Origin of the sequence: Halobacillus sp. B23F22_1 (assembly GCF_043497005.1) — a bacterium.
Lineage (GTDB): Bacteria > Bacillota > Bacilli > Bacillales > Halobacillaceae > Halobacillus_A.
Map to the genome: position 1 here is coordinate 375710 of NZ_JBIEKE010000001.1, position 23441 is coordinate 399150.

The window sequence follows — 23441 nt, forward strand, 5'->3', positions numbered from 1 at the left end:
GACTCATGTACCGTCAGGATAAACGCTTTTCTAATACTTGTAAAAAAATATAAGCCAGAAAAGCAGAAAGTAAAGCAATGAGGAAAGTCATCAATGATGCTTGTCCAAAGTTCTCTGTTGAGGCTGGGGAAGTATTTACAGTGAAGTCTGGCTGATGATTCATTGTTATGATAAACCCTGAGGTGAGGTCAAAGATGATATAAAGTAATGAAAAGCTAATGATAAAAACAATGTATTTTTTCATTGTACTGATCCTTTCTCCTTAGAAGTTGGGCTTACTATTGTAACCATCTTTTATTGTTCTATTTCTGAATAAAGAAGAAATAAGAACTATAAGTCCGAATAAACCTATCCCAAATTCAATATAGTAGAAATCCCCGTCATTAAGCAAGCGGATGATAAACTGTCCGCCAAACAGCCCTGTTAGAAGCATTCCAAAGAAAAAACCTGCCTTTAACATGATATCTCTTCCTTTCTATCTTCTTTATCTTACCAAGCGCTTGACTCTAACTACTTGTTTCGCTTTCCTTTTATATACGACTCAGGCTGCGTGAAGTTTCGTTTCAGAGATGTTAGTAATAAAACGATCTTTTTTTCCTCTGCCCCAGCGGCTTATCTCAAACATCCAGCCTTGGAGTTTATGCCTTAAGCATTACCATAGGGTTTTCCAATAGCTAGTAAGTAAGAAAATGTAGCCTATCGATATACCTTAAAACGGTAGTTATGTGATAAAATATAGTTTTAGAGATGTGAAGATATTGTAGTGTTTTTATCGTTCTTTCTTCTCTTAATACTTATTGTATGATTAAATAGATTGCGTTGAGTCATTTAACGTCCCTTAGAAAGGGGGAAGCGGTATCCATTGAATTTTGAAGAACGGTTTGATTGGAAGCTTTGTTTTATTTTATGTATGTTTATAACGATCAGCTGTGTGGCTTTATATAGTGCGCAGCAAAGTCCTCAATATAATGAAAATTTCATGCTTAAACAGCTTGTCTGGTTTGGAGTAGGCGGCGTAATTATCGGGATAATGCTTTATTTTGAGCCTGATTTTTACAAGAAGATCAGCTGGCCTCTCTACATAGCAGGCCTTCTTGTGTTATTAGCATTAGTGTTCGCGCCAGCTTCAATTGCTCCCGTTGTAAAAGGTCAGAAGAGTTGGTTTATCTTGCCTGGCTTTGGGTCTATTCAGCCATCTGAATTTATGAAGGTTTTTACGATTCTTATATTAGCGAATGTGATCTCGAATCATCACGAAAAAGTAAGGTCCGTAACGGTTAAAGATGATTTTATCCTTTTAGGTAAGATATTGGGGTTGACTGCGCTTCCTCTGGCTTTAATTATGCAGCAGCCTGACTTAGGAACTGCGTTGGTCTTTCTGGCAATTATGGCTGGGATGATTTTAATATCAGGGGTCAGCTGGAAAATTATCACCCCTATTTTCGGTTTGGTTGCTGCAGCAGGGATAGGAATCTTATGGCTGGCCGTCAAGTTTCCGCAGTTATTAGATCAATACTTAGGTGTTAAGCAATACCAGCTCGGAAGGATTTATGCTTGGTTAAACCCTCAGCAATATGGTTCGTCTGAAGGGTTTCAACTCATTAGAGCTATGCGTTCCATTGGTTCTGGTCAAATGTATGGAAAGGGACTGGGAGAAAGAGAACTCTACCTGCCTGAAGCCCATACTGATTTTATATTTAGTATTATTGGAGAGGAATATGGGTTCATAGGAAGCTGTGTTGTCTTGTTAGCTTTCTTCTTGTTTATTTATCGTTTAACAACGATTGCGACTAGAGCGAATCATAAGTTTAGTACGTATGTTATGGTAGGCCTCATTTGTATGGTTTCTTTTCATGTGTTTCAGAATATAGGCATGTCTATTCAACTATTGCCGATTACAGGGATTCCTCTTCCATACATTAGTTATGGAGGAAGCTCACTGCTAGCTTTCTTAGTAGCCATAGGACTCGCCTTTTCGGTATCCTATCACCATCGAACATTTATGTTTGGAGAAAATTAAAAAATAATATTCAGCCTCCCAAGACCCGAACCTTTAAAAGAATAGGATCGGGTCTTTTTGAATTTACACGTCACCTCTATGTCACCCTCCACCCCCTATTCAGCTTTTTCACAGCTTGAGTTGCTCTGGGAACTGAATAAAGCTTAAAATAACCCGAACCGATTCTCCTCACATCCGTTCGGGTTATTTATGTGGAAGAGAATTTATACTAATGCTCCGTCAACATACTTCGATTTTCTTGGGCAAGGACTCAGCTTCTTCTAAAGCAAAGAGCACGCTCCTGCGGGTGCTGTTCCCAGAAGAGACTCCGTTCTTTTGGCATCCCTGCTTTATGTCCGGGCTCATTTTTTGTATGAGAATGGAATAGCATGGCTTTTCAGTTCAAGTATAGTTTATTCCTGGATTGGGTCTCTGATAACTTCCCTTGTACGAAATGAATGAACTGAGTCGATTGCTGTCTAACAAAATTTCTGTATAAAAAAGCATCATAAAATTTCATACAATTTTTACATTACATAACAAAAACCCAATGAATACAATGAATGTATAGTATATTAAATATTCAGATAATAGGGGGGATAGTTTATGGTGCTTCCATTTGATATTTTAGAATATCATCAACGAATTAAGGGGACAAAGGAGCGCATGGCTGAGAAGGGAATCGATGTGCTGCTGATTACGGATCCAGCAAATATGAATTATTTATCTGGCTATGATGCCTGGTCCTTTTATGTTCATCAAATGCTCGTCATTGTCATTGATGAGCCGCAGCCGATATGGATTGGACGCTATCAAGACGCAAATGGGGCGCGAGCGACAACTTGGATTTACGATGAAAATGTAATCGCCTACCCTGACTATTATGTTCATTCAGATACCTACCACCCTATGGATTTTATTGCTGAAATTCTTACCCAAATCGGGCAGGGCAGAAGAAGTATCGGCGTAGAAATGGACCATTACTATTTTACGGGTATGGCTCTTGAACGTTTGAAAAAAGGAATGCCTAATGCACAATTTAAAGATGCTTCCTTGATTGTAAACTGTGTACGAATGGTGAAATCCGATCAAGAAATCGAATATATGAAGCGTGCGGCTGCAATTGCCGATTTAGCGATGACTAGAGGTGTTGAAAGTATATGTGCTGGTCGAAGGGAATGTGATACGGCTGCGGAGATTTACTATCAATTGATAAAAGGAACTCCTGAGCATGGCGGGGAATATCCAGCGATTGTTCCACTTCTGCCAACAGGAGATCACACCTCTATTCCTCATCTCACATGGTCTGATCGTCCGTTTGTAGATGGAAGTCCGGTCATAGTAGAACTGGCGGGATGTTATAAGCGTTATCATGTTCCTCTAGCAAGAACGGTGGCGATTGGTGAGCCGAGCCAAAAGCTGGAAATCCTGGCACCTGTAGTACTCGAGGGAATTCAGAATGTTTTAGAAGCGGCAAAGCCTGGAGTGACGTGCAGTGATCTTGAAGCTGTGTGGGCAAAGAGTATTAAAAAGCACGGCTTCGAAAAAGAAGCGAGGCTTGGTTATTCAGTAGGTCTCAACTATCCGCCTGACTGGGGTGAGCATACAGCGAGTATTAGGAGAGGCGATATGACAGTACTCCAGCCGAATATGACGTTCCATTTAATACCGGGCTTATGGTTTGACTATGATGGAATTGAGATTAGCGAAACTTTTCGAGTTACAGAAAAAGGGTGCGAACGATTCACTACTTATCCTCAAGAGCTTATAGTGAAGCGTGAATCATCAATCCTTTTAAATAGCAGTGATCAAATCAGCTAAGGGGGTGGGAACGATTCGTTTATACAATCGAGATCGAATAGATCGAGTGATTCGACTAGACACGACATTGATTAATGAGATAGAGAGCGCCTTTACAGATTTAACGACAAAGCAAGTCATAATGCCGCCGATTATGCGAATTGATGTGCCCCGAAATAATGGGGAAGTTGATATTAAATCCGCTTATATTGAGGGAGTGGACAGTTTTGCGGTAAAACTATCCTCTGGATTTTTTGATAATCCAAAAAGAGGTCTTCCGAGTGCAAATGGCATGATGATTTTGTTAAGTGCTGTTACCGGAGAGCCTCTGGCTGTATTTGCTGATAACGGACTTTTAACAGACTTACGGACAGCTGCTGCTGGAGCTGTAGCTGCCCGAGTTTTAAGTCGAGAGGACAGTCGTGTAGCAGGCGTGATTGGTACAGGTTCTCAAGCACGATACCAAATGGAAGCGCTGGTGAATGTGCGTGATATTCAAAAGATGAATGTATACGGGCGTTCAACAGAAAAAGCTGAAGCATACAAAAGAGATATGGAAAGTCAGTTAAACATCCCTGTAGAAGTAAAACAAACGCCTAAAGAAGTTGTGCAGGAAAGTGAAGTTGTGATTACAACTACGCCGGCGACAAAACCTATTATCCAATCAGATTGGCTGCATCCAGGCCTGCATATCACAGCAATGGGATCCGATGCTGAGCATAAGCAAGAGCTTGACGCCAAAGTATTAGAAGCATCCGACCGATTTGTATGTGATGTAGTGGAGCAGTCTCTGCGCCTTGGAGAATTAAGAGCTTGTACAAATGAGCAGGTGAGAAGTTCGGCTGTAGAACTCGGTGAGATTACGAGTGAAAGAAAAATCGGACGCAGTAATCCAAATCAAATCACGATCTGCGATTTGACAGGAACAGGAGCTCAGGATACTGCGATTGCACGTTATGTTTATCAATTATTGGAGGAGGAAGAAAGTCATGAGAGAAGCTAAATTTGGTACAAAATCAATCTGGGCAGGGGAAAAGGAGCAATTAGCGTTTGGAGCCACACAGGTACCTGTAGTGCATAGTGTTTCCTTTGGCTACGATGATATGGATGACTGGTATGAGGTGGCTATTGGCAATAAGAAAGGTCACATTTACGGGCGTAATACTAACCCTACTGTTGAAGCTTTTGAAGAAAAAATTCGTATTCTTGAAGGAGCTGAAGCAGCCACCAGCTTTTCGACAGGCATGGCAGCCATTAGCAATACACTTGGAACATTGCTGCGCCCTGGAGACAGAATTGTGTCTATTAAAGACACGTATGGCGGCACGAATAAAATTTTCACTGAATTTCTTCCTCAACTTAATATAGATGTGATGCTTTGTGATACGGGAGATCACGAAGCTATTGAACAGGAAATTGAAAAAGGCTGTAAAGTGCTCTATCTAGAAAGCCCAACAAATCCAACTGTGAAAATTACGGATATTAAAAGAATGGCTCAAGCAGGTAAAGCCGTAGGAGCAACGGTAATTGTTGACAATACGTTTGCGACACCCGTCAACCAAAATCCAATAGACCTTGGTGTAGATCTAGTCATTCATAGCGCGACTAAGTTTCTCGGAGGTCATGCTGATGCATTGGGGGGAGCAGTCTGCGGCAGCAAGGAATTAGTTGAAAAGGTCTACCATTACCGTGAAATTAACGGTGCGACGTTAGACCCTATGGCAGCGTACCTTTTATTAAGAGGAATGAAAACATTAAAGCTGCGCATTGATAAACAAAATCAAAATGCACAGGAAATCGCAGAGTTTTTAAAACAAATTGATATCGTCGAGGATGTGTATTACCCAGGTTTAGCTGAACACCCTGGTCATGACATTGCAAAAGATCAAATGAAAGGCTTTGGAGGAATGTTAAGCTTTGCTGTTAAAGGAGGCGTTGACACCGTTCGTCATTTACTTCCTAAACTGAAGTATGCCAACCGTGCAGCGAACCTTGGCAGCGTAGAAACAGTTGTGGGACCTGCGCGAACGACAAGCCATGTTGAATGTACGCCGGCAGAACGTGCAGCAATGGGAATTCCGGAAGGACTAATTCGTTACTCAGCTGGAATTGAAGATATAGAGGATTTAAAGCAAGATCTGGAGCAAGCTTTTAAAGCTCTACCAAAGGATTTGGCAGTACAAAGCTGAGTTGAGGCGGGGTTGGAATGATGGCAAATCCACTAAAAAACATCACTTTAGCTGAACAAATATATCCTCAGTTGGTGGCATGGAGACGAGATTTTCATAAATACCCCGAGTTGAGCTTTAAAGAGAAACAAACGAGCAGTAAAGTGATTGATATCTTGAAGAGCTTTCATCATTATCAAATTCAGTCGCACGTGGGTGGTTATGGGGTAGTAGCCACCCTCTCCCATGGGGATGGTCCTACGGTTGCCTTACGTGCAGACATGGATGCTTTACCCATTCAAGAGCAGGGTGAGCACGACTATGTCTCCGAACATGAAGGAGTGATGCATGCCTGTGGACATGATGCCCATACCGCTATTTTGCTTGGCACAGCAAAAATATTAAGTGAAATTAAAGATCAAATTCAAGGAACGGTTAAACTTATCTTTCAGCCTGCTGAAGAAGCTTGTGACGAGAATGGGGAATCGGGTGCAGTAAAGATGCTGCAGTCCGGTATGCTTGATGGTATCGATCGTGCTGTTGCTTTGCATATGTGTCCCTGGGAGAAAAGAGGAACGGTCCAGCTGCATGATGGACCCAGTATGGCCAACAACGATGAATTTAATTTAATTATTAAAGGCAGAGGAGGTCATGGAGGTTATCCTCAAGATGCAATGGACCCCATGTGGTTGACTTCTTTTGTGCTTCAAGCTCTTTATAGTATAAATGGAAGAAGAATTGATCCTTTACAGGTGGGTACCATTAGTGTAGGCCAAATACACGGTGGAGAAGCTCATAATGTAATTCCTGACGAAGTTGAAATAAAAGGGACTATTCGTTCTTATGAAAAAAGTGTTCGTGTCAAGTTAATGGAAGAGCTGGAAAATGCCGCATCTATAGCTAAGTCATTAGGGGGGGATTACCAATTAAGCATTAACCAGGGGGAGCCTGCTTTACAAAATCACCCTTATATCAATCAGGTCATCGAACAAGCCTCAGAAGGGTTTCAAGTAGTTAGAAAGCCTTTTGGCATGGGAAGTGAAGACTTCAGCTATTTTACGGAAAAATTACCAGCAGCTATGTTTTTCCTTGGTTGCGGCTTGAAGGAAAGACGCAGTTTACATCATCCGCAATTTAACATCGATGAAGGCGCTTTAATTGATGGCGTTGCGATATTCTTAGGATGTATTCAGCGGTTGTTAAAAAGTGAGGAGGAGGACAATGACGACTAATATTGCTTTTATCGGTTTTGGCGGTGTCGGTCAAGCGCTCGCAGAAATTTTGCGGGATAGAAAAGATAGCTTGCTTACTACCTATGGATTAGATGCTAAAGTGGTGGCCGTGGCAGACGTAATGAAGGGATCTGTATATCATCCTGAGGGTTTACAAATTGATAAACTTCTAACCGCTGTACGGGAAAAAGGAACCGTAGAAGCGTATAAAGACGCTTCTCACGTGACCACGGGGTTAAGCAGCATCGAGACGATTACAAAAACTAATGCTGACGTGATTGTTGAAGTAACATATACCGATGTAACCACAGGAGAACCTGCGATTACTCACTGTCGCACAGCCTTTGAACATGGGAAAAGTGTCGTCACCACGAATAAAGGCCCTGTTGCTTTAGCCTATCGTGAATTATCAGAATTAGCGGAACAAAACCAGGCATTCTTTGGCTTTGAAGGTACAGTCATGAGCGGTACACCTGCCTTGCGAATGCCGATGGAAACTTTAGCCGGGAATCAGATTTCTGAAATCCGCGGCATATTAAATGGAACTACGAATTATATTTTGACTGAAATGGAAAAGGGTCAATCTTATAAAGATTCTTTAGAAAAAGCACAAAAACTTGGATATGCAGAGGCAGATCCTACGAGTGATGTAGAAGGTTTCGATGCACGTTATAAAGCTGCTATTTTATCCAATTATATTATGGACACTCCTATTTCTCACACGGATATAGAATGTAAAGGTATCAGTGATGTTACCTTAGAACAGGTTCAAACTGCTTTACAGGAAGGGAAAAGGTGGAAGCTTCTTGCCCGCATTACACGAGAAAACGGAAAAGTAAAAGCTTCCGTAAAGCCTGAATGTATCGAGAATAGTGACCCTCTTTCAAGTGTCACAGGGGCGACGAATGCTATTCTTTATGAATGTGACTTATCTGGGCCTATTTTATTAACAGGTGCAGGAGCAGGTTTACAGGAAACAGGATTTTCGCTGTTAATTGATTTAATCCATTACCAAAAGGAGAAAAAGCTAGCCAAAATTTAATGGGTGGTGATTAGTATGCATACGAAGGTGAAAGCCATGAAAATGTTGGTCGGTGGGAAATGGGTGGAAGGCAAGGATACATTTGAAGTCGTAAATCCTCAAAATAATGAAGCGATTGCAAGGGTGCCTTTAGCATCTAAAGAGCAAATGGAGGAAGCTATTGAAACAGCAGAACGCACGTATCGAACAACTACTGTATGGCCCACTCATGAACGTATAGCCATTTTAACGAAGGTATCTAATTATATGAAGGAGCATGTCGAAGAGTTCGCTGAGATTATTGCCAGTGAAGGGAGTAAGACAATTAACGAAGCGCGGGGTGAAGTAAAGCGAGCCGCGCAAACTATTCAAATTAGTGCTGAAGAAGCCCGCCGCATAAATGGGGAGACACTGAACTTTGATCAGAATGAAGGCAGCGAGAATCGTGTAGGCTATTACTACCGCTTTCCAGTTGGTGTGGTAGGAGCTATTACTCCTTTTAACGACCCTTTAAATATGGTTGCTCATAAAATTGGTCCAGCAATTGCTGCAGGGAATGCCATTGTTTTGAAACCAGCTTCAGTCACACCGCTCAGTGCCTTGAAATTGGCTGAAGCTTTTATGAATGCCGGCTTACCTGAAGGTTTTCTGTCGGTTGTAACGGGATCTGGCCGAGAGATTGGTGATACGCTGGTTACTCATCCTGCTGTTCAAATGGTTTCTTTTACAGGTGGTACTGAAGCAGGTGAAAAAATCACCCAGAAAGCTGGAACGAAAAAGTTGAGCATGGAGCTTGGATCCAATTCCCCCGTTATTGTTCTAGAAGACGCGGATTTACACGACGCGGTTCAGTCGACGGTTTCAGGAGCTTTCTCAGCTGTAGGTCAGAACTGTATAGGGGTTCAAAGGATATATGTTGAGAAAGAGATTTACCAAACGTTTTTGAATACCTTTGTTAATCGAACTGCCGAGTTAAATGTGGGTGACAAAATGGATGAATTAACTGATATGGGGCCATTAATTAACGAAAAAGAAGCGAAGCGAGTGGAGAAATGGGTGAATGAAGCTGTTGCTAAAGGAGCCACAGTGGAATTTGGAGGAAAGCGTGAAGGCGCTTATTACACCCCGACAATTTTAACAAATGTCTCTGATGAGGCTACTATTGCTAAGGAAGAGATATTTGGCCCTGTTGTGTTGGTATACCCGGTTGATTCTTTATATGAAGCTGTAGAACAAGCAAATAATGTAGACTATGGTCTTCAAGCCGGTATTTTCACAAGCAATATCAATCAAGCCTTTTATGCTGTAAAACATATGAAGGTAGGCGGCATCATGATTAACGACAGTAGTGACTATCGCATTGATGCGATGCCATTTGGAGGAACGAAGGGTTCGGGAATTGGACGTGAAGGTATTCAATTTGCGATTGAAGCTATGACAGAAGCAAAGGTTGTATCGTTTAGACTACAAGAAAAATTACTTTAACTGGAGGAAAAGCCACTCTGAATTAGTGGCTTTTTCCTTTGCTTTCATAAGGATAGTTTCCCTTTTCGTGCACATAGTAAAGGAGAGGAATTTCCTTAAGGAGGCAACATGATGAAAAAAATAATCTACACTTCATGCATGGCATTGTGTGTAACTACACTAGCGGCATGTGGTGCTAATAATAATGATCCAGCAGATAATGCCGCTTCTGATTTTAATCAAGTCACACATAGTCCAGGGGCTCAAGATGAAGATGGTCGTATGAATGATCTAAATCGTCTTGATGAAAACTTCCCATTTGATAATAAAACCCCGTTTTACCCGTATGATCGAAACATGGAAGACCGAGCTCAAGATAATGATGGTCCATACCCGAACGGCGGTGAGGATATTGAGCGAGGTGGAGAAGGAGAAGACAATGAGGGGCAAGATGACGGACAGGAAGTTACAGGCGATATTCATGAACAAGTGGTTCAATTAACGAATGAAGCACGTGAAGAACAAGGCTTAGAACCATTAGAACTAAGTGAAGAAGTATCTGAGGTAGCACAGGAAAAGTCTGAGGACATGGCAGAAAATGATTATTTTTCCCATACATCCCCTAACTATGGAAGTCCCTTCGATATGCTTCAAGAGTATGACGTAGATTTTAATACTGCGGCTGAAAACATTGCAGCTGGGCAGCAATCCCCAGAAGAAGTAGTCGATGGCTGGCTGAATAGCTCTAGCCACCGTAAAAACATTATGAACGCTAATATGACTGATATTGGCGTAGGTTATGAAGAAAACGGTAACTATTGGACGCAAATGTTCGTCGGAAAGTAATATTGTCGTTTTAACTGCTTGTAGAGAAACTTTTGTATTCTCTGCAAGCATTTTTTATGTCTAGAAAAGATGAAAAGAGCTCTTTTTCCGTTTGGCCACAAATGGATTGGAAGAATTAACATTGACTGATATCTTATGGACTCAGGAATGCTAATAAAGAGTCTAGATATGAATAAAGAAAGGGAGTCGTCTATGTGAAAAAAATAATATATGTGCTCTGCTTCCTTTTTATCCTGCAGATGGTTCAGCCCTACTCTCTATATGCTTCATCTAAACAACTTGTGGCTATTGGTGATTCCATTCCATATGGTTATAATTTAAGCAAAGATAACCAATACCCCTCCGGAAAAGCATTTCCTTATATGGTTGGGGAAAAGGCGGGTCTCGAGGTAACAAATTTAGGAGTGCCAGGTTTAACCTCGCAAGAATTAGTGGCTGCTGTTCATGAAAACGAAGTATTTCGTTCAACCCTTCGTGACGCAGACTATGTAGTGCTCTATATTGGAGGAAATGATCTTTTAAATTTATTAAAAAAGCACAAGGGAATAAAAGGTATTGAAATGGATGAAGTGGCAATTGTGGTTCGTAACCTGTTATTTAACGTTTATTCAACGGTTATGGAATTAGATAAATTAACAAATGGTCAGATTCTCGTCTACAATATTTATAATCCCTATCCAGAAAAAGGGAAGTCATTGGGTCAGCCTCTTCACTACATTAACGTTCAATATAGTTCTTTAATTGAACTATTAAGTCACTTTACTGAAGTGAAGCTGGTGGATGCTTACCAGGCATTTAAAGGCCATCCTGAATATATTTTAAAAGATGATGTTCATCCAACGGTTGAGGGGCAGATTGTTTTAGCAAACATAGGATTAAAAGAAATAAAAGAGGGAGGCACTGATTCATAGTCGGTGTCTCTGCTCTTTTAGGATTTGTAGAGACAACTTGTTATAATATAAGTAATCACACACATAAGGAGAATTTACATATGATTCGTTTTGGTATTATAGGAACTAATTTTATTACTAAGCTTATGATTGAAGCAGGAAGGCATCTTGAGGGTTTTAAAGTCCAGGGCGTTTATTCAAGAACAGAAGAACGAGCAAGAGAATTTGCTCAGACCTATAATGCCCCTCTAACATTTACTTCGATTAAAGATATGGTGAAAAGTGATGAGGTAGATGCTGTTTACGTGGCAAGTCCTAATTCGTTTCATGCTGAGCAAGCTATTATGGCTATGGAGCATGGAAAACATGTATTATGTGAAAAACCGATGGCTTCAAATGAAAAAGAAGTACGTTCAATGGTTGAAGCAGCAAAGAAAAATAATGTTGTATTAATGGAAGCAGTTAAATCAACAGTTATGCCTTCCTTTTTGTCTATTCAATCGAACCTTCATAAAATCGGAAAAGTACGGCGTTATGTGGGAAACTTCTGCAAATACTCTTCTCGTTATGATGCTTATCGCGAAGGGACGGTCCTTAACGCTTTTAATCCGAGGTTCTCGAATGGATCACTTATGGATTTAGGAGTTTATGGCATATATCCAATGGTCGTATTATTTGGCCGGCCTGAAAAAATTTCAGCTAATGGAGTAACCTTGGAATCCGGGGTAGACGGAGAAGGAAGCATTATTGCGCAGTATAAGGATATGGAAGCCATCATTATGCATTCAAAAATAAGTCACTCTCATGCCGCTTCAGAAATCCAGGGAGAAGAAGGGGTGATCATCATTCCTAATATCTCAGAGCCAAAAGATGTTTACATTCAGTACAATAGCGGGGAAGTGGAGAGCCTTGACCTCCCTGATCAATATCCGCCCATGTATTATGAGATTGAAGAATTCTACAAGCAGGTAAAAGATGATAATCGTCCTTTCTGCAACAATTCAAATGAGAACAGTTTATTGGCTGCCGAAATATTACAAGAATCAAGAAGGCAAATGGGTGTTTCATATCCAGCTGACCATTAGGAATTAAAAGCGGACTGTATATGCTCAGTCCGCTTTTTTGGCATTGCTCATATTTATTTCGGTTTCTTCGCTATTTATGATCTCTGCCATTTCTGACTTAGAGGCATTCATCTGCTTGTGCGCCAGTTCCCATTTATTCATGGATTCAAAAAAGAAGATGTCTTATGCTCCTCTGCGATAAAACGCATATGATAATTTTTTATGCGGTTTTTAAATCTCTACAAGTACTTACAATTTTGTTACTGTTGTTACTAATAAGCCGGTACTGTAATAGGAAGGTTGGCGAAAAGATTTATCAAAAAAACGGGGCAGCTTTACGTTAATCTAATCAGTTCTATCATAGATTTAAATCCTGTATAATTATAGAAACTTTCAGATTTAGTGGGGGACAAGTTATGCGAAAGGTTTTCTCATATGCATCAGCGTACAAAGCATCGGCTATCATAGCTATATTACTTATGTTGATTGAATTAGCTGTCGAGCTTGTTCAACCATTATTAATGGCTCACATAATCGATGAAGGAATTATGAAAGAGAATTATACCGTAGTTTCTTTATGGGGCGGGGGACTGGTAGGGTTGTCATTATTAGCATTTGCGGCTGGCATCACAAACTCGTTTTTCGCTGCGAATGTAAGTCAAGGAGTAGGTTTTGATCTCCGCAGGGATTTATTTAAGAAAGTACAAAGCTTTACGAATGAAAACTTTCAATCTTATTCCACGCCGAATCTAGTTACACGTATGACGAATGATGTAATTCAGATTCAAAATCTCGTACTCATGTTGATGCGGATTGCTCTTCGGGCTCCGCTTTTTATTATATTCGCTTTAGTTATGGCTTTTACAGTAAATGTAACTTTAGCTTCTATCCTCGTCGTGTCTGTTCCTTTACTTGGTGGTTTCTTGTTCTGGGTGCTTCTGAAAGGAGTGAAGCTTTTTAAAAGTGTTCAAACTCGCTTAGACGAAGTAAATACCGTGATTCGAGAAAATTTAGCGGGCGTACGTTTAGTTAAAGGTTTTAATCGAGGAGAATATGAAGAAGAACGATTTCATGGTGTAAATCAAGAGCTTATGGTTAAAAATAAACGTGCCTTATGGTTGATGGAAATTGCTATGCCGGTGGTTATGCTTGGCATGAATGTAATTATACTTGTTTTACTGTTCACAGGAGCTATCCAGTTAAATATTGGCGGAGCTCAAGCTGGAGAAGTGGTCGCGATCATTAATTATGCGACAAGAATTATGTTCACTTTCTCGATCTTCTCTTTTCTTATTATGGTGTTTTCTCGAGGTAATGCTTCCGCTAATAGAGTAAGTGAGGTATTGGAGGAGAAGTCACCTGAGTTTCTTACAAATCCCCATGGGCGACGTAAGCCCTTGTTAGGAAATATTAGATTTAAAGATGTCTCATTTTTCCGTAACCGTGTAAAAATTTTAAAAGACATTACGTTTCAAGTTCAGGCGGGTCAGATGATTGGCATCCTCGGTGAAACGGGATCAGGAAAAACATCACTGCTTCACTTGCTTCCGAGATTACATGAAAAAGAAAAGGGCAGTATCTTATTTGATGACATTGAAATGAACGACTTAGATATTAAAAGCTTAAGGGAACAGATCAGCCTTGTTCCACAAGAAGTTCATTTGTTTTCTGGAACGGTTAAAGAAAATATTGCATGGGGGAAAGAGAAAGCTGAAGAAGAGGAGATTATTGAGGCAGCGAAACAGGCTGAAATTCACTCTTTTATTACAACGTTACCAAATGGATACGATACTATACTTGGGCAAAAAGGTGTTACTTTTTCTGGAGGGCAAAAACAACGTTTGTCTATTGCCAGAGCCCTTGTTCGCAAACCTAAGGTGTTAATTTTAGATGATAGTACGAGTGCGCTCGATGCTCATACAGAGACACGCTTGTTACAAACATTAAAAGAGCAAGAGTGTACGATTTTTATGGTAGCTCAAAAAATTAGTTCATTAAGGGCTGCCGACCATATTTTAGTTTTGCACAAAGGTGAAGTAATTGCCCAAGGGGAGCATCATCAATTATTGCAGATAAGTCCTTATTATCAAGAAGTTTATCAATCCCAGCAAGAGGACGTGATGTAATGGCAGAACCACAGTCACGAAACCAAACTCCTATAAGGAGACATCATCATGGAATCGGAACCGCTCCCCCTAAAGTAGATGACATGAAGACAACATTAAAGCGGGTTGGGAGTTACATGGCCCATGAAAAGAAAAGATTTAAAGTGGTGCTTGCCCTTCTAGTATTAAGCTCTGCTTTGTCATTGCTGGGCCCATATTTACTGGGGATGACAGTAGACCGGGTAATTGACCAGCCTGATGCGGGGACCCTTTGGATAATGCTGTGCTTGCTGTTTGTTGTTTACGCCTTTCACTCGCTTTTTCTCTGGCTGCAAAATTACTGGATGATTGATATTTCACAAAACACGGTATTTAGAATACGTAATCATTTGTTTTCCCATTTGCAGCGTCTGCCGATTTTATTTTTCCAAAGACGCCAGCAGGGTGAGCTTATGAGCCGGTTAACGAACGATATGGAAAACGTCAGCCGTACGCTGAATACAGCGGTTATTCAATTCGTGACAAGTGTACTGACGATTCTAGGGACTCTTGTTATTATGTTATGGCTGAGTCCTCTGTTAACTTTATTGACCTTAACCATTGTGCCCGTCATGTATTTCGGCATGAAATGGATTACGAAGCGGACAGGGAAATATTTCAAAGAACAGCAGAAACATTTGGGTGATGTGAACGGCTATGTTGAAGAAATGTTTTCTGGTCAAACAATTATCTCCATCTTCTCAAGAGAAGAACGAGTTATCAAAGAGTTTGAGGAGAAGAATGAAGCATTAAAACAATCGGGTTACTGGGCGCAGACATATTCAGGGTTTATTCCTAAACTTATGAATATGCTGAATAACGTCAGTTTTGCGATCATTGTCGGAGCAGGCGGGTGGCTTGCTTTAAACGGAAGCATATCTATCGGAGTAATCGTGACTTTTACTACCTACTCCAGACAGTTCACTCGTCCCTTAAATGATCTGGCTAACCAGTACAACATGATTTTATCAGCTGTTGCTGGAGCAGAACGCGTGTTTCAAGTGATTGACGAAAATGAAGAAAAGCAAGATGAAAAACAAGCGCAAGATATTAAAAACATGCGAGGAGATATTGAATTTCGGGATGTTCATTTCTCCTATGAAGAGGAAGAGCAGACGTTGTCTCATATCAATTTTCACGCTGCTCCCGGCGAGACAGTTGCTTTGGTCGGTCCGACAGGTGCTGGTAAAACAACCATCATTTCACTGCTGTCACGCTTTTATGAAATTGATGAAGGAGCTATCCTCATTGATGGCAAGGAAATTAATACGATTACGAGGGATAGCTTACGAAATCAAATGGGAGTGGTACTACAGGATACTACATTGTTTAATACCACCATTAGAGAAAATTTACGCTATGGACGATTAAATGCGTCGGATGAAGAAGTGGAGGAAGCTGCCAAGGCGGCCCATGCTCATGATTTTATTTCTCAGCTTCCTGACGGATATGGTACTATCCTTGATTCGGACGGGGGAGGAGTGAGTCATGGGCAGCGTCAGCTTTTATCTATTGCCCGCGCCATGATTGCAGACCCAGCCTTACTAATTTTAGATGAGGCAACAAGCAGTATTGATACGGTGACCGAGATAAAAATTAATGATGCCCTGTCTAAGCTGATGAGAGGAAGGACGAGCTTCGTCATCGCTCACAGGTTGAATACGATCCGGGCAGCTGATCAAATTCTAGTTCTTCAACACGGCGAGATCATCGAAAGAGGGAATCATCAAGAATTACAGAAACTGGGCGGCTTCTATTCTGATTTAGTGAAAGCACAGCAAGCAGAAAGCCGGGCGTCTGTATAAAAAATGATGCATCTTTTGAGTAAGATGCATCATGACTTTGGAGAAAGCCCATGCATGATAAAATGTATGGTTCTCTCCATTTCTTCTTCGTCATTCCATTCAAGCTGCGGCGAAATAATAAAGCGTGTTAATATAAATCCGATCATGGTCGTCATTACCATTCTAATAATTGTTGGAGCAGGAAAATCCACCAGTTTGTTTTCTTGTTTATAATGATGTATCACACGGTTAAACCGGGGATAGACTTCCTCAAGAAAGACTTTCTGAAATTGTTCTTTTAATTCTTCGTGAAATGACATTTCCTGAAGCATGATTTGAACTAAGGGACGATTTTCTTTCACGAAATTATAACGGTTTTTCATAATTTTAGATAGAAATTTTTCGAAGTTCTCTGGAAGTTCTTCAAATACTTGAGTCGTAAAGTGAGAAGCGAATATAGGGAGTGTAAACTTTATCATTACAGGAGTGACAATGGAAATCAGCAAATCTTTCTTAGTTTTATAATGCCGGAAAATTGTCCCTTCAGCGACTCCTGCTTTAGCAGCAATCTCGCTTGTAGACGAGGAGGCATAGCCTTTTTCTGCAAAAATTTCTACAGCTGCTTTTAAAATCTGAGCTTGCTTTGGCGTTTTTTTCTGTTCATCTTCTTCGAGAAGTTTTAATAGGTCGTTAAAGTCTTCAGTCATTGGATTCACCTCTCATAATTGGGTTAATCGTACTATAAACTTCGATGTCTCTTCAAGGCGAATATATTAAGGCTTGTGAACAAAATGATGAATCCTAATAAAACGTACAACTGCGACTGAAAGTCAGTAAATCCTTCGCTTCTTAGCATAATTCCACGTAAAGCCTCAGCCCCATATGTTAATGGCATGACTTTCCCGATAGCTTGCAGCCAGTCGGCCAATCCCTCTATAGGAAAGAGCCCTGAAAAGAAAACCTGCGGTACAATCACGAGTGGAATAAATTGAATCATTTGAAATTCATTTTTAGCAAATGCTGATAAAAGTGTGCCTAAACTTAAAGCCGTTAACGCTAATAAAAAGGTCACGAGTAAAACGTAAAGAAAATAACCTTCCATATATACATCAAGCACATAAATAGAGTAAGCAGCAATTAAAAAGGATTGCAAGATCGTAAATAAGCCAAAGCCTAATAAATAGCCGAAAACTAATTCACTTCGCTTTAGCGGAGTGGAAAGAATGCGTTCTAACGTTCCTTGTGTCCGCTCGCGCAAGAAAGAAACACCACCAACGATGAAAACGAAGAAAAATACAAAGAAACCGATTAAAACAGGCCCAATGTAATCAAATAATTCTAAATCGTCAGATCCATGCCAGAAATGTAACTCAAATGGCTTGGATGAGACCTCTCTATTTGTATTTTGGAGCAAATCCTTTATAGAGGATGTGATAGTCGGGTCACTGCCTTCAATGGTGACAACTGGCTGACTATCCTTCCAGAGAATATAAGCATCAATTGTTGCTTCTGCTATTTCTTCCTGGGCCTCCGCTTCGGAGAGACTCGTTACTTTTACGTCTTCCTCATCAGATAAATGTTCTTTGAAAGAACCAGGGACACCTATCGTTGCAATTTCTAATGTGGTTTCGTCACTATCCAGCACGAGCCACATGAGAGTGAAAACAAAGATAGGAGCTAAGATCAACAGTGCCATACTGCGTTTATCTCTACGGAACTGTGTAAATATTCTTCGGGTTACCGTCCAAGTATTCATTTTGCCGCACCCCCATAGTAAAGAAAAACATCTTCTATCGTAGTTGCTTGACAATCGGATTTAAGCTTCTCAGGTGTATTCATAGCGATAATGTTACCCTCACGCAGCATCGCTAAACGATCGCATTTTTCAGCTTCATCCATCACATGCGTAGTCAGGATAATGGTGACCCCTTTATCTTTAAGCTGACGCAGTTCGTCCCATATGGATCGGCGAAGCACAGGATCAATCCCTACTGTTGGCTCATCAAGGAGGATCAACTCTGGATCATGGAGAAGAGCAGCTGCTAAAGACAGTCTTCTTTTCATCCCCCCAGAGTAAGTTTCAACGATTTGATCGATATAATCGCTTAAACCCACCATCTCCATTACTTTACTAATTCGCTGCTTTTTTTCTTGTTTGTTTAAGCGATATATAGAGGCGAAGAAATTAAGGTTTTCTTTACCTGTAAGTTCTAGGTAAAGGGCATCGGATTGAGCCATGAATCCATAGCGTTTCATTTGAGCTAAGGATGGCATTTTTTCTCCGTTAATATAAACAGAACCATTGGAAGGTTTTAATAAACCCGTAATTAATTTTACCAAGGTCGTTTTGCCGGAACCTGAAGGTCCGAGTAAACCAAAAATTTCTCCCTTATTCATGCTGAGGGTTATGTTGGATAAAACAATTTTTTTCCCGAATTGATGAGAAACATTTTGTAGATCAACCACACTTTTCATAATGCTCTCCTCCCCAATAGTGAGTGGTTACTCACATCTATTATAAAGTCTTTATCTCAAAAAGTGAAGTGAGTAATCACTTACATAAATAATAAAAAAATAGACAAGTTTCTTAGGCATGTACGCATACATATAAATTAAACATGCCTTAAGGAGGGAATAAGTTGAAAGCCTTAGTATTATCAGGGAAGAAAATTATGTGGATTTGCAGTGGGTGTGTGTTATTTGCAGCACTATTATTTGTATTTAATTCATTTGGCGGATCGATCCCTACATTTTCTGGAGAAGATGCAGAGGAAGAAGTGAGAACCGTAAACTTAGTGACAGGAGAATTTAAAGCAGAGACGGCAGATGGGGAAGAAATTGAAACTTATCGCTGGGACCCTGGCACGATCTTTGCTGAAAAGGGGGAACCTTTTAAATTAAGCATTTATGGAGTCAATGGAGAGGAGCATCCTTTTGTTATAGAAGGAACGGATCAAGAAGGAATTGTTCACAAGGGGAATGAAACTGTGGTGGATCTGCAGTTTGATAAAAAGGGAGTATACCGGATGATTTGCACAACACATGCAGATTTTGAAACAGATGGCCCGATGGTAGCTTATATCGTAGTTGGAGATTAACAAAGAAGAAAGCCCTCTATTCTACAGAGATAGAGGGCTTTTCCTGTTAAGAGACGTTCAATTCGATTGATTTCTTTTTTATTAAGCCCTGTTATCGTTTGGGTGCCGGCTTTTATATTTGGGACAAAGCTGATTCATCAGCAATAAGCGTTACTTGCGGGTGTGTAGTTAAAATAGAGGCTGGAAAATCTTCTGTTACATTGCCTTCTAATAATCTGCGAAGCACGCTGGATTTTTTTTTACCGGAAGCCAGTAGTAGAATTTCTTTGCTTTCAACAATGGATCTTATCCCCATTGTAATAGCGTGGCGGGGGACTTCATTTACATTTGAAAAATATCTGGCATTGGCTTGTCGAGTGGATTCCAAAAGGTCAATGCCATGAGTTCGACTCTCAAACGAAGTTCCTGGTTCATTAAAGCCAATATGTCCGTTTTGGCCAATGCCCAATAGTTGAAGGTCAATGCCTCCTAATTTTTCTATCAATCGGTCATAATGTTGACACTCTTTTGACAGGTCTTTAGCTGTCCCCTCAGGCAGATAGGTGTGTTGCAGCTGGATATCAATATTACTGAATAAGTGTTCTTTCATGTACGTGTGGTAACTCTGAGGATGCTCCTCGCCCAATCCCACATACTCATCAAGGTTTATTGTCGAAGCATCTCGATAAGAAGTATGCTTTCATGGTCTTCTATTATTCTTCTATAAGTTCCTACAGGAGTTCCGCCTGTCGCTAGACCTAAAATAGAAGAAGGATGGTCTTTAACTTTATTAATGATGATTTGACCTGCATGAGCACTCATTTCTTCGTAAGATGCCACTTTAATGATTTTCATTGAATACACTCTCCTTCGTTAAAAGCGCTTAGAGGTGAATTTAAAGGTGTATTTCTCACTTCTATAGTAAAGCTTAGTAAATTCAAAGATCGTATCATCTTCAAAGTAAGCCCATAAATTCATAGACAGTATAGATGAATCATTTTCAAGCTGCAGAGTTTTCTTTAACACTTCATTTGGCGATAAAGGTAAAATTTCTCCTTGTCTTTCTTTGATCACATATCCTTTTTTCTCCACATAATCGTATTTAGATTTTGTCATCACTTCGACTGAAAGGTCAGGAAATAAAGAAACTGGCATATACGTTTCCTCTAAGATCATAGGCTCGTCATCTACACATCTCAATCTCCTTATAAAGAAGACTTTCTCTCCCTCCTTGAGTTGTAAAGTTTCTTTGATGGTTTCACTAGGGTTTTGCATATTAAAATCTAAAATTTGATTGGTAGGCGTTTGGTTTAAGTGAGTCATTTCTTCAGTAAAACTTTGTAAACGATAGATATCGTGTTCAATCTTTACATTTTTTACATAGGTCCCGCTTCCTCTAACTTTATAGAGAATATCTTCTTGTACCAGAAGTTGTATAGCTTGTCTTATAGTTACACGACTAACTTGATACTTTGTAACAAGTTTATTTTCTGAGGGAATGGCCTCATCTTTATTTAATTTGGCTTTAATAATATCTTTTTTTATTTGCTCTGCTACTTGTTTATATAAAGGGGAGCCGGTATTCAACATGGTCACCATCCTGTTTTAAAAGTTAACTTGTATTAATACATAATACAACTATAAATCATATAAAGGTAAATTTCATCCATTTTATTATTTATACTTTCAATTATCTAAATACTTCCATTAAAGCAAATTATTTATTCTTTATAATACATATTTAATTCATGTTTGGTATTGTACTTGTATTAAATTAGTGTTATAAATAAATTAACAGATAATTTAAAGAGAGGAGACAAACCATGAAAAAGCAGCGCTTAGTCGTCGCTGGAAGTGGAAGCACTTACACGATGGGGATGATGATGAGTCTAATAGAAGAAAAAGAACGTTTTCCACTAAAGGAGGTTGTCTTCTATGACATAGATGAGCAACGTCAAGAAAGGAATGCGAAAGCTACGCAAATTCTATTTCAAGAACAGTACCCCGAATTAGAGTCTTTTTCTTACACTACCAATAAAGAAGAAGCCTTTAAAGAAGCTGATTTTGTATTTGTACAGATTCGTACGGGTGGGCTGGCGATGCGGGAGCAAGATGAACAAATTGCTTTGAAGCATGGAGTGGTCGGACAAGAAACATGTGGACCTGGAGGAATGGCATATGGTTTAAGGTCTATCAGAGATATGATTCAACTCGTTAATGACATTCGCCAATATGCTCCAGAGGCATGGATTCTTAATTACACTAATCCAGCTGCTATTGTTGCGGATGCCTTAAAGAGAGAATTCCCACATGATTACCGTCTTCTAAATATTTGTGACATGCCGATTGCTATTATGATTAGTTACGCAAAAATCCTTGATGTAGAGGTGTGGGACCTCGTACCTGAATACTTTGGGCTGAACCATTTTGGATGGTTTACAAAGATTTATGATAAAGAAGGTAATGATCATACGGAACGCTTGAAGCAATTAATTATAGAAACAGGCTTTACTCCGGAAGATACGGAAATTGCAAACGACGTATCCTGGCAAAAAACGTTCGAACAAGCCCGGCAAATACTGATTGACTTCCCGGAATTCTTGCCAAACACTTACTTGCAATACTATTTATACCCGGAAGATATGGTAGAAAAGGAAGATCCTAACCATACAAGAGCAAGACAAGTGATCGAGGGAAGACAAAAGCGTGTTCACGATACGTGTGATCAAATGATAGAAAAAGGAACAGCGAAAGGTGCCGCCATACACGTTGATATTCATGGTGTTTTTATGATAAAAGCAGCAGCGTCTCTTGCTTATAATTCGGGCAAGCGTTTTATTGTGATTGTAGAAAATAACGGTGTTATTGCCAACCTGCCAGATGATGCGATGGTAGAAGTACCTTGCTTATTAACAAGTCAGGGAGCCAAACCGTTGGTTGTAGGAGAAATTCCAACTTTCTATAAAGGTCTTATTGAAGGTCAATTAGCTTATGAAAAGTTAGTGGTTGAATCATACTTTGAAAATAATAAACAAAAACTTATTCAAGCGCTAACGTTAAATCGCACAGTAGTAAACGTGAAAAAAGCAAAGGCTATTGTTGAAGACTTAATAGTTGCTAATAAAGGATATTGGCCGAATTATCAATAGAATGTCTCCTAAGGAGACTTAAAAAGGTGGAGTGGTGATGAAAAAGCTGATTATAAATGCAGATGATTTTGGCTATTCGCGAGGCGTCAACTTTGGTATTATCGATTCTTTTCAACTAGGTGTGTTAACATCAACAACTTTTATGAGCAATATGCCTGGAAGAGATCAAGCAGCAAAGCTGGCCAAGGATAACCCGTCTTTAGGAGTTGGCGTCCATTTAGTATTAACTTGTGGTCGCCCCCTGTTAGATACTCATCGAACGATTGTGGACGCACAAGGGAATTTTCGGAACCTGCGTTTTTATCAAGGGGCCTTCACGATTGATTATGAGGAAGTTTATGCCGAGTGGAAAGCCCAAATTGAGAAGTTTCTTTCCTATGGATTAAACCCTACCCACTTAGACAGTCACCATCATATTAATTCATTTGGGGAGATGCCTAAGGTATTTATGAGACTTGCTAAGGAATATGACTTGCCTGTCCGTAATAATATGAGCGATGACGTTATGGAAAAGTTTAAAAATAACGGGGTTAAAACGACAAGTTCTTTTTCATATTTAATTGAAACCGCTTTAAAAAATGGAGAGTCTCTTGATGAATTATTTGATCAACATGACACGATAGAAGTGATGGCTCATCCAGCATATTTAGATAAGAAGTTACTTTCTACCTCATCATTTACGTATCCACGGGTAGATGAAGTTGAGTTTCTTACTGATCAGGCGAGAGTACAACTCATTCGTTCAAGAACGGATATAAGAACTTCCACGTTTCGAGAACTTTAACCATAACTAATTTTGAGGG

General features: G+C 39.9%; 21 protein-coding genes and 1 pseudogene. 15 read left to right on the top strand and 7 right to left on the bottom strand.

Annotated elements, in window-relative coordinates; genetic code table 11:
• Positions 1 to 13: 13 nt before the first annotated feature.
• Together ACGTNH_RS01900 and ACGTNH_RS01905 are read right to left on the bottom strand one after the other, a co-directional pair.
• The gene (locus ACGTNH_RS01900) at positions 14 to 244 is read right to left on the bottom strand and encodes a hypothetical protein (RefSeq protein ID WP_394584639.1); all 231 of its coding nucleotides are present in this window, start codon (positions 242 to 244) and stop codon (positions 14 to 16) included.
• A gap of 18 nt (positions 245 to 262) precedes the next feature.
• Positions 263 to 460: a hypothetical protein gene (locus ACGTNH_RS01905; protein WP_394584640.1), complete on the bottom strand. Its 198-nt coding sequence runs from the start codon at positions 458 to 460 to the stop codon at positions 263 to 265.
• Positions 461 to 862: 402 nt separating this feature from the next.
• Between ACGTNH_RS01905 and ACGTNH_RS01910 the strand changes: the two genes are divergently transcribed.
• The 12 genes from ACGTNH_RS01910 to ACGTNH_RS01965 all read left to right on the top strand — a co-directional run bounded on the left by ACGTNH_RS01910 (position 863) and on the right by ACGTNH_RS01965 (position 16433).
• Positions 863 to 2020: an FtsW/RodA/SpoVE family cell cycle protein gene (locus ACGTNH_RS01910; RefSeq protein ID WP_394584641.1), complete on the top strand. Its 1158-nt coding sequence runs from the start codon at positions 863 to 865 to the stop codon at positions 2018 to 2020.
• Positions 2021 to 2605: 585 nt separating this feature from the next.
• Positions 2606 to 3820, top strand: coding sequence for a M24 family metallopeptidase (locus tag ACGTNH_RS01915; protein WP_394584642.1), 1215 nt, complete (start codon positions 2606 to 2608; stop codon positions 3818 to 3820).
• A 4-nt stretch (positions 3821 to 3824) separates the two neighbouring features.
• Entirely contained in the window at positions 3825 to 4802 is a 978-nt protein-coding gene (locus ACGTNH_RS01920; RefSeq protein ID WP_394584644.1) for a cyclodeaminase, read from the top strand.
• Positions 4789 to 5988, top strand: a complete 1200-nt coding sequence (locus ACGTNH_RS01925; protein ID WP_394584646.1) for a cystathionine gamma-synthase family protein — start codon at positions 4789 to 4791, stop codon at positions 5986 to 5988. Before ACGTNH_RS01920 ends, ACGTNH_RS01925 begins: the two co-directional genes overlap by 14 nt.
• Before the next feature lie 20 nt (positions 5989 to 6008).
• On the top strand, positions 6009 to 7199 hold the full coding sequence (locus ACGTNH_RS01930; protein WP_394584648.1) for a M20 metallopeptidase family protein: 1191 nt from the start codon (positions 6009 to 6011) through the stop codon (positions 7197 to 7199).
• Complete coding sequence (locus ACGTNH_RS01935) at positions 7189 to 8241, top strand: homoserine dehydrogenase (RefSeq protein ID WP_394584649.1); 1053 nt, start codon at positions 7189 to 7191, stop codon at positions 8239 to 8241. The genes ACGTNH_RS01930 and ACGTNH_RS01935 overlap by 11 nt, the downstream gene beginning before the upstream one ends.
• Positions 8242 to 8256: 15 nt before the next feature.
• Entirely contained in the window at positions 8257 to 9705 is a 1449-nt protein-coding gene (locus tag ACGTNH_RS01940; protein WP_394584650.1) for an aldehyde dehydrogenase family protein, read from the top strand.
• 111 nt (positions 9706 to 9816) lie between these two features.
• Positions 9817 to 10530 (top strand): CAP domain-containing protein, encoded by a 714-nt coding sequence (locus ACGTNH_RS01945; RefSeq protein ID WP_394584651.1) that lies wholly within the window; start codon positions 9817 to 9819, stop codon positions 10528 to 10530.
• A gap of 194 nt (positions 10531 to 10724) precedes the next feature.
• Positions 10725 to 11441, top strand: a complete 717-nt coding sequence (locus ACGTNH_RS01950) for an SGNH/GDSL hydrolase family protein (RefSeq protein WP_394584652.1) — start codon at positions 10725 to 10727, stop codon at positions 11439 to 11441.
• 80 nt (positions 11442 to 11521) lie between these two features.
• Positions 11522 to 12505, top strand: a complete 984-nt coding sequence (locus tag ACGTNH_RS01955) for a Gfo/Idh/MocA family protein (protein WP_394584653.1) — start codon at positions 11522 to 11524, stop codon at positions 12503 to 12505.
• 395 nt (positions 12506 to 12900) lie between these two features.
• On the top strand, positions 12901 to 14610 hold the full coding sequence (locus ACGTNH_RS01960; protein WP_394584654.1) for an ABC transporter ATP-binding protein: 1710 nt from the start codon (positions 12901 to 12903) through the stop codon (positions 14608 to 14610).
• A complete protein-coding gene (locus tag ACGTNH_RS01965; RefSeq protein ID WP_394584655.1) occupies positions 14610 to 16433 on the top strand; it encodes an ABC transporter ATP-binding protein in 1824 nt (607 codons plus the stop codon). Before ACGTNH_RS01960 ends, ACGTNH_RS01965 begins: the two co-directional genes overlap by 1 nt.
• A gap of 29 nt (positions 16434 to 16462) precedes the next feature.
• Here ACGTNH_RS01965 and ACGTNH_RS01970 read toward each other — a convergent pair whose 3' ends face one another.
• The 3 genes from ACGTNH_RS01970 to ACGTNH_RS01980 are packed head-to-tail and all read right to left on the bottom strand — an operon-like array spanning position 16463 to position 18887.
• A complete protein-coding gene (locus ACGTNH_RS01970) occupies positions 16463 to 17119 on the bottom strand; it encodes a TetR/AcrR family transcriptional regulator (RefSeq protein ID WP_394584656.1) in 657 nt (218 codons plus the stop codon).
• Between the two features lie 32 nt (positions 17120 to 17151).
• On the bottom strand, positions 17152 to 18168 hold the full coding sequence (locus tag ACGTNH_RS01975; protein ID WP_394584657.1) for an ABC transporter permease: 1017 nt from the start codon (positions 18166 to 18168) through the stop codon (positions 17152 to 17154).
• Positions 18165 to 18887, bottom strand: coding sequence for an ABC transporter ATP-binding protein (locus tag ACGTNH_RS01980; RefSeq protein WP_394584659.1), 723 nt, complete (start codon positions 18885 to 18887; stop codon positions 18165 to 18167). Before ACGTNH_RS01980 ends, ACGTNH_RS01975 begins: the two co-directional genes overlap by 4 nt.
• 164 nt (positions 18888 to 19051) lie before the next feature.
• On the opposite strand from ACGTNH_RS01980, the gene ACGTNH_RS01985 reads away from it, so the two are divergent.
• The gene (locus ACGTNH_RS01985) at positions 19052 to 19510 is read left to right on the top strand and encodes a cupredoxin domain-containing protein (protein WP_394584660.1); all 459 of its coding nucleotides are present in this window, start codon (positions 19052 to 19054) and stop codon (positions 19508 to 19510) included.
• Positions 19511 to 19622: 112 nt separating this feature from the next.
• Here the strand turns inward: ACGTNH_RS01985 and nagB are convergent.
• Together nagB and ACGTNH_RS01995 are read right to left on the bottom strand one after the other, a co-directional pair.
• Positions 19623 to 20344, bottom strand: a pseudogene (gene nagB / locus ACGTNH_RS01990) (glucosamine-6-phosphate deaminase).
• A gap of 18 nt (positions 20345 to 20362) precedes the next feature.
• Positions 20363 to 21079 (bottom strand): GntR family transcriptional regulator, encoded by a 717-nt coding sequence (locus ACGTNH_RS01995; RefSeq protein WP_394584661.1) that lies wholly within the window; start codon positions 21077 to 21079, stop codon positions 20363 to 20365.
• Positions 21080 to 21312: 233 nt separating this feature from the next.
• Here ACGTNH_RS01995 and ACGTNH_RS02000 point away from each other — a divergent pair, with 233 nt between their 5' ends.
• Together ACGTNH_RS02000 and chbG are read left to right on the top strand one after the other, a co-directional pair.
• On the top strand, positions 21313 to 22638 hold the full coding sequence (locus tag ACGTNH_RS02000; RefSeq protein WP_394584662.1) for a 6-phospho-alpha-glucosidase: 1326 nt from the start codon (positions 21313 to 21315) through the stop codon (positions 22636 to 22638).
• A gap of 37 nt (positions 22639 to 22675) precedes the next feature.
• Entirely contained in the window at positions 22676 to 23422 is a 747-nt protein-coding gene (chbG, locus tag ACGTNH_RS02005) for a chitin disaccharide deacetylase (protein ID WP_394584663.1), read from the top strand.
• The last annotated feature ends 19 nt before the right edge of the window (positions 23423 to 23441 follow it).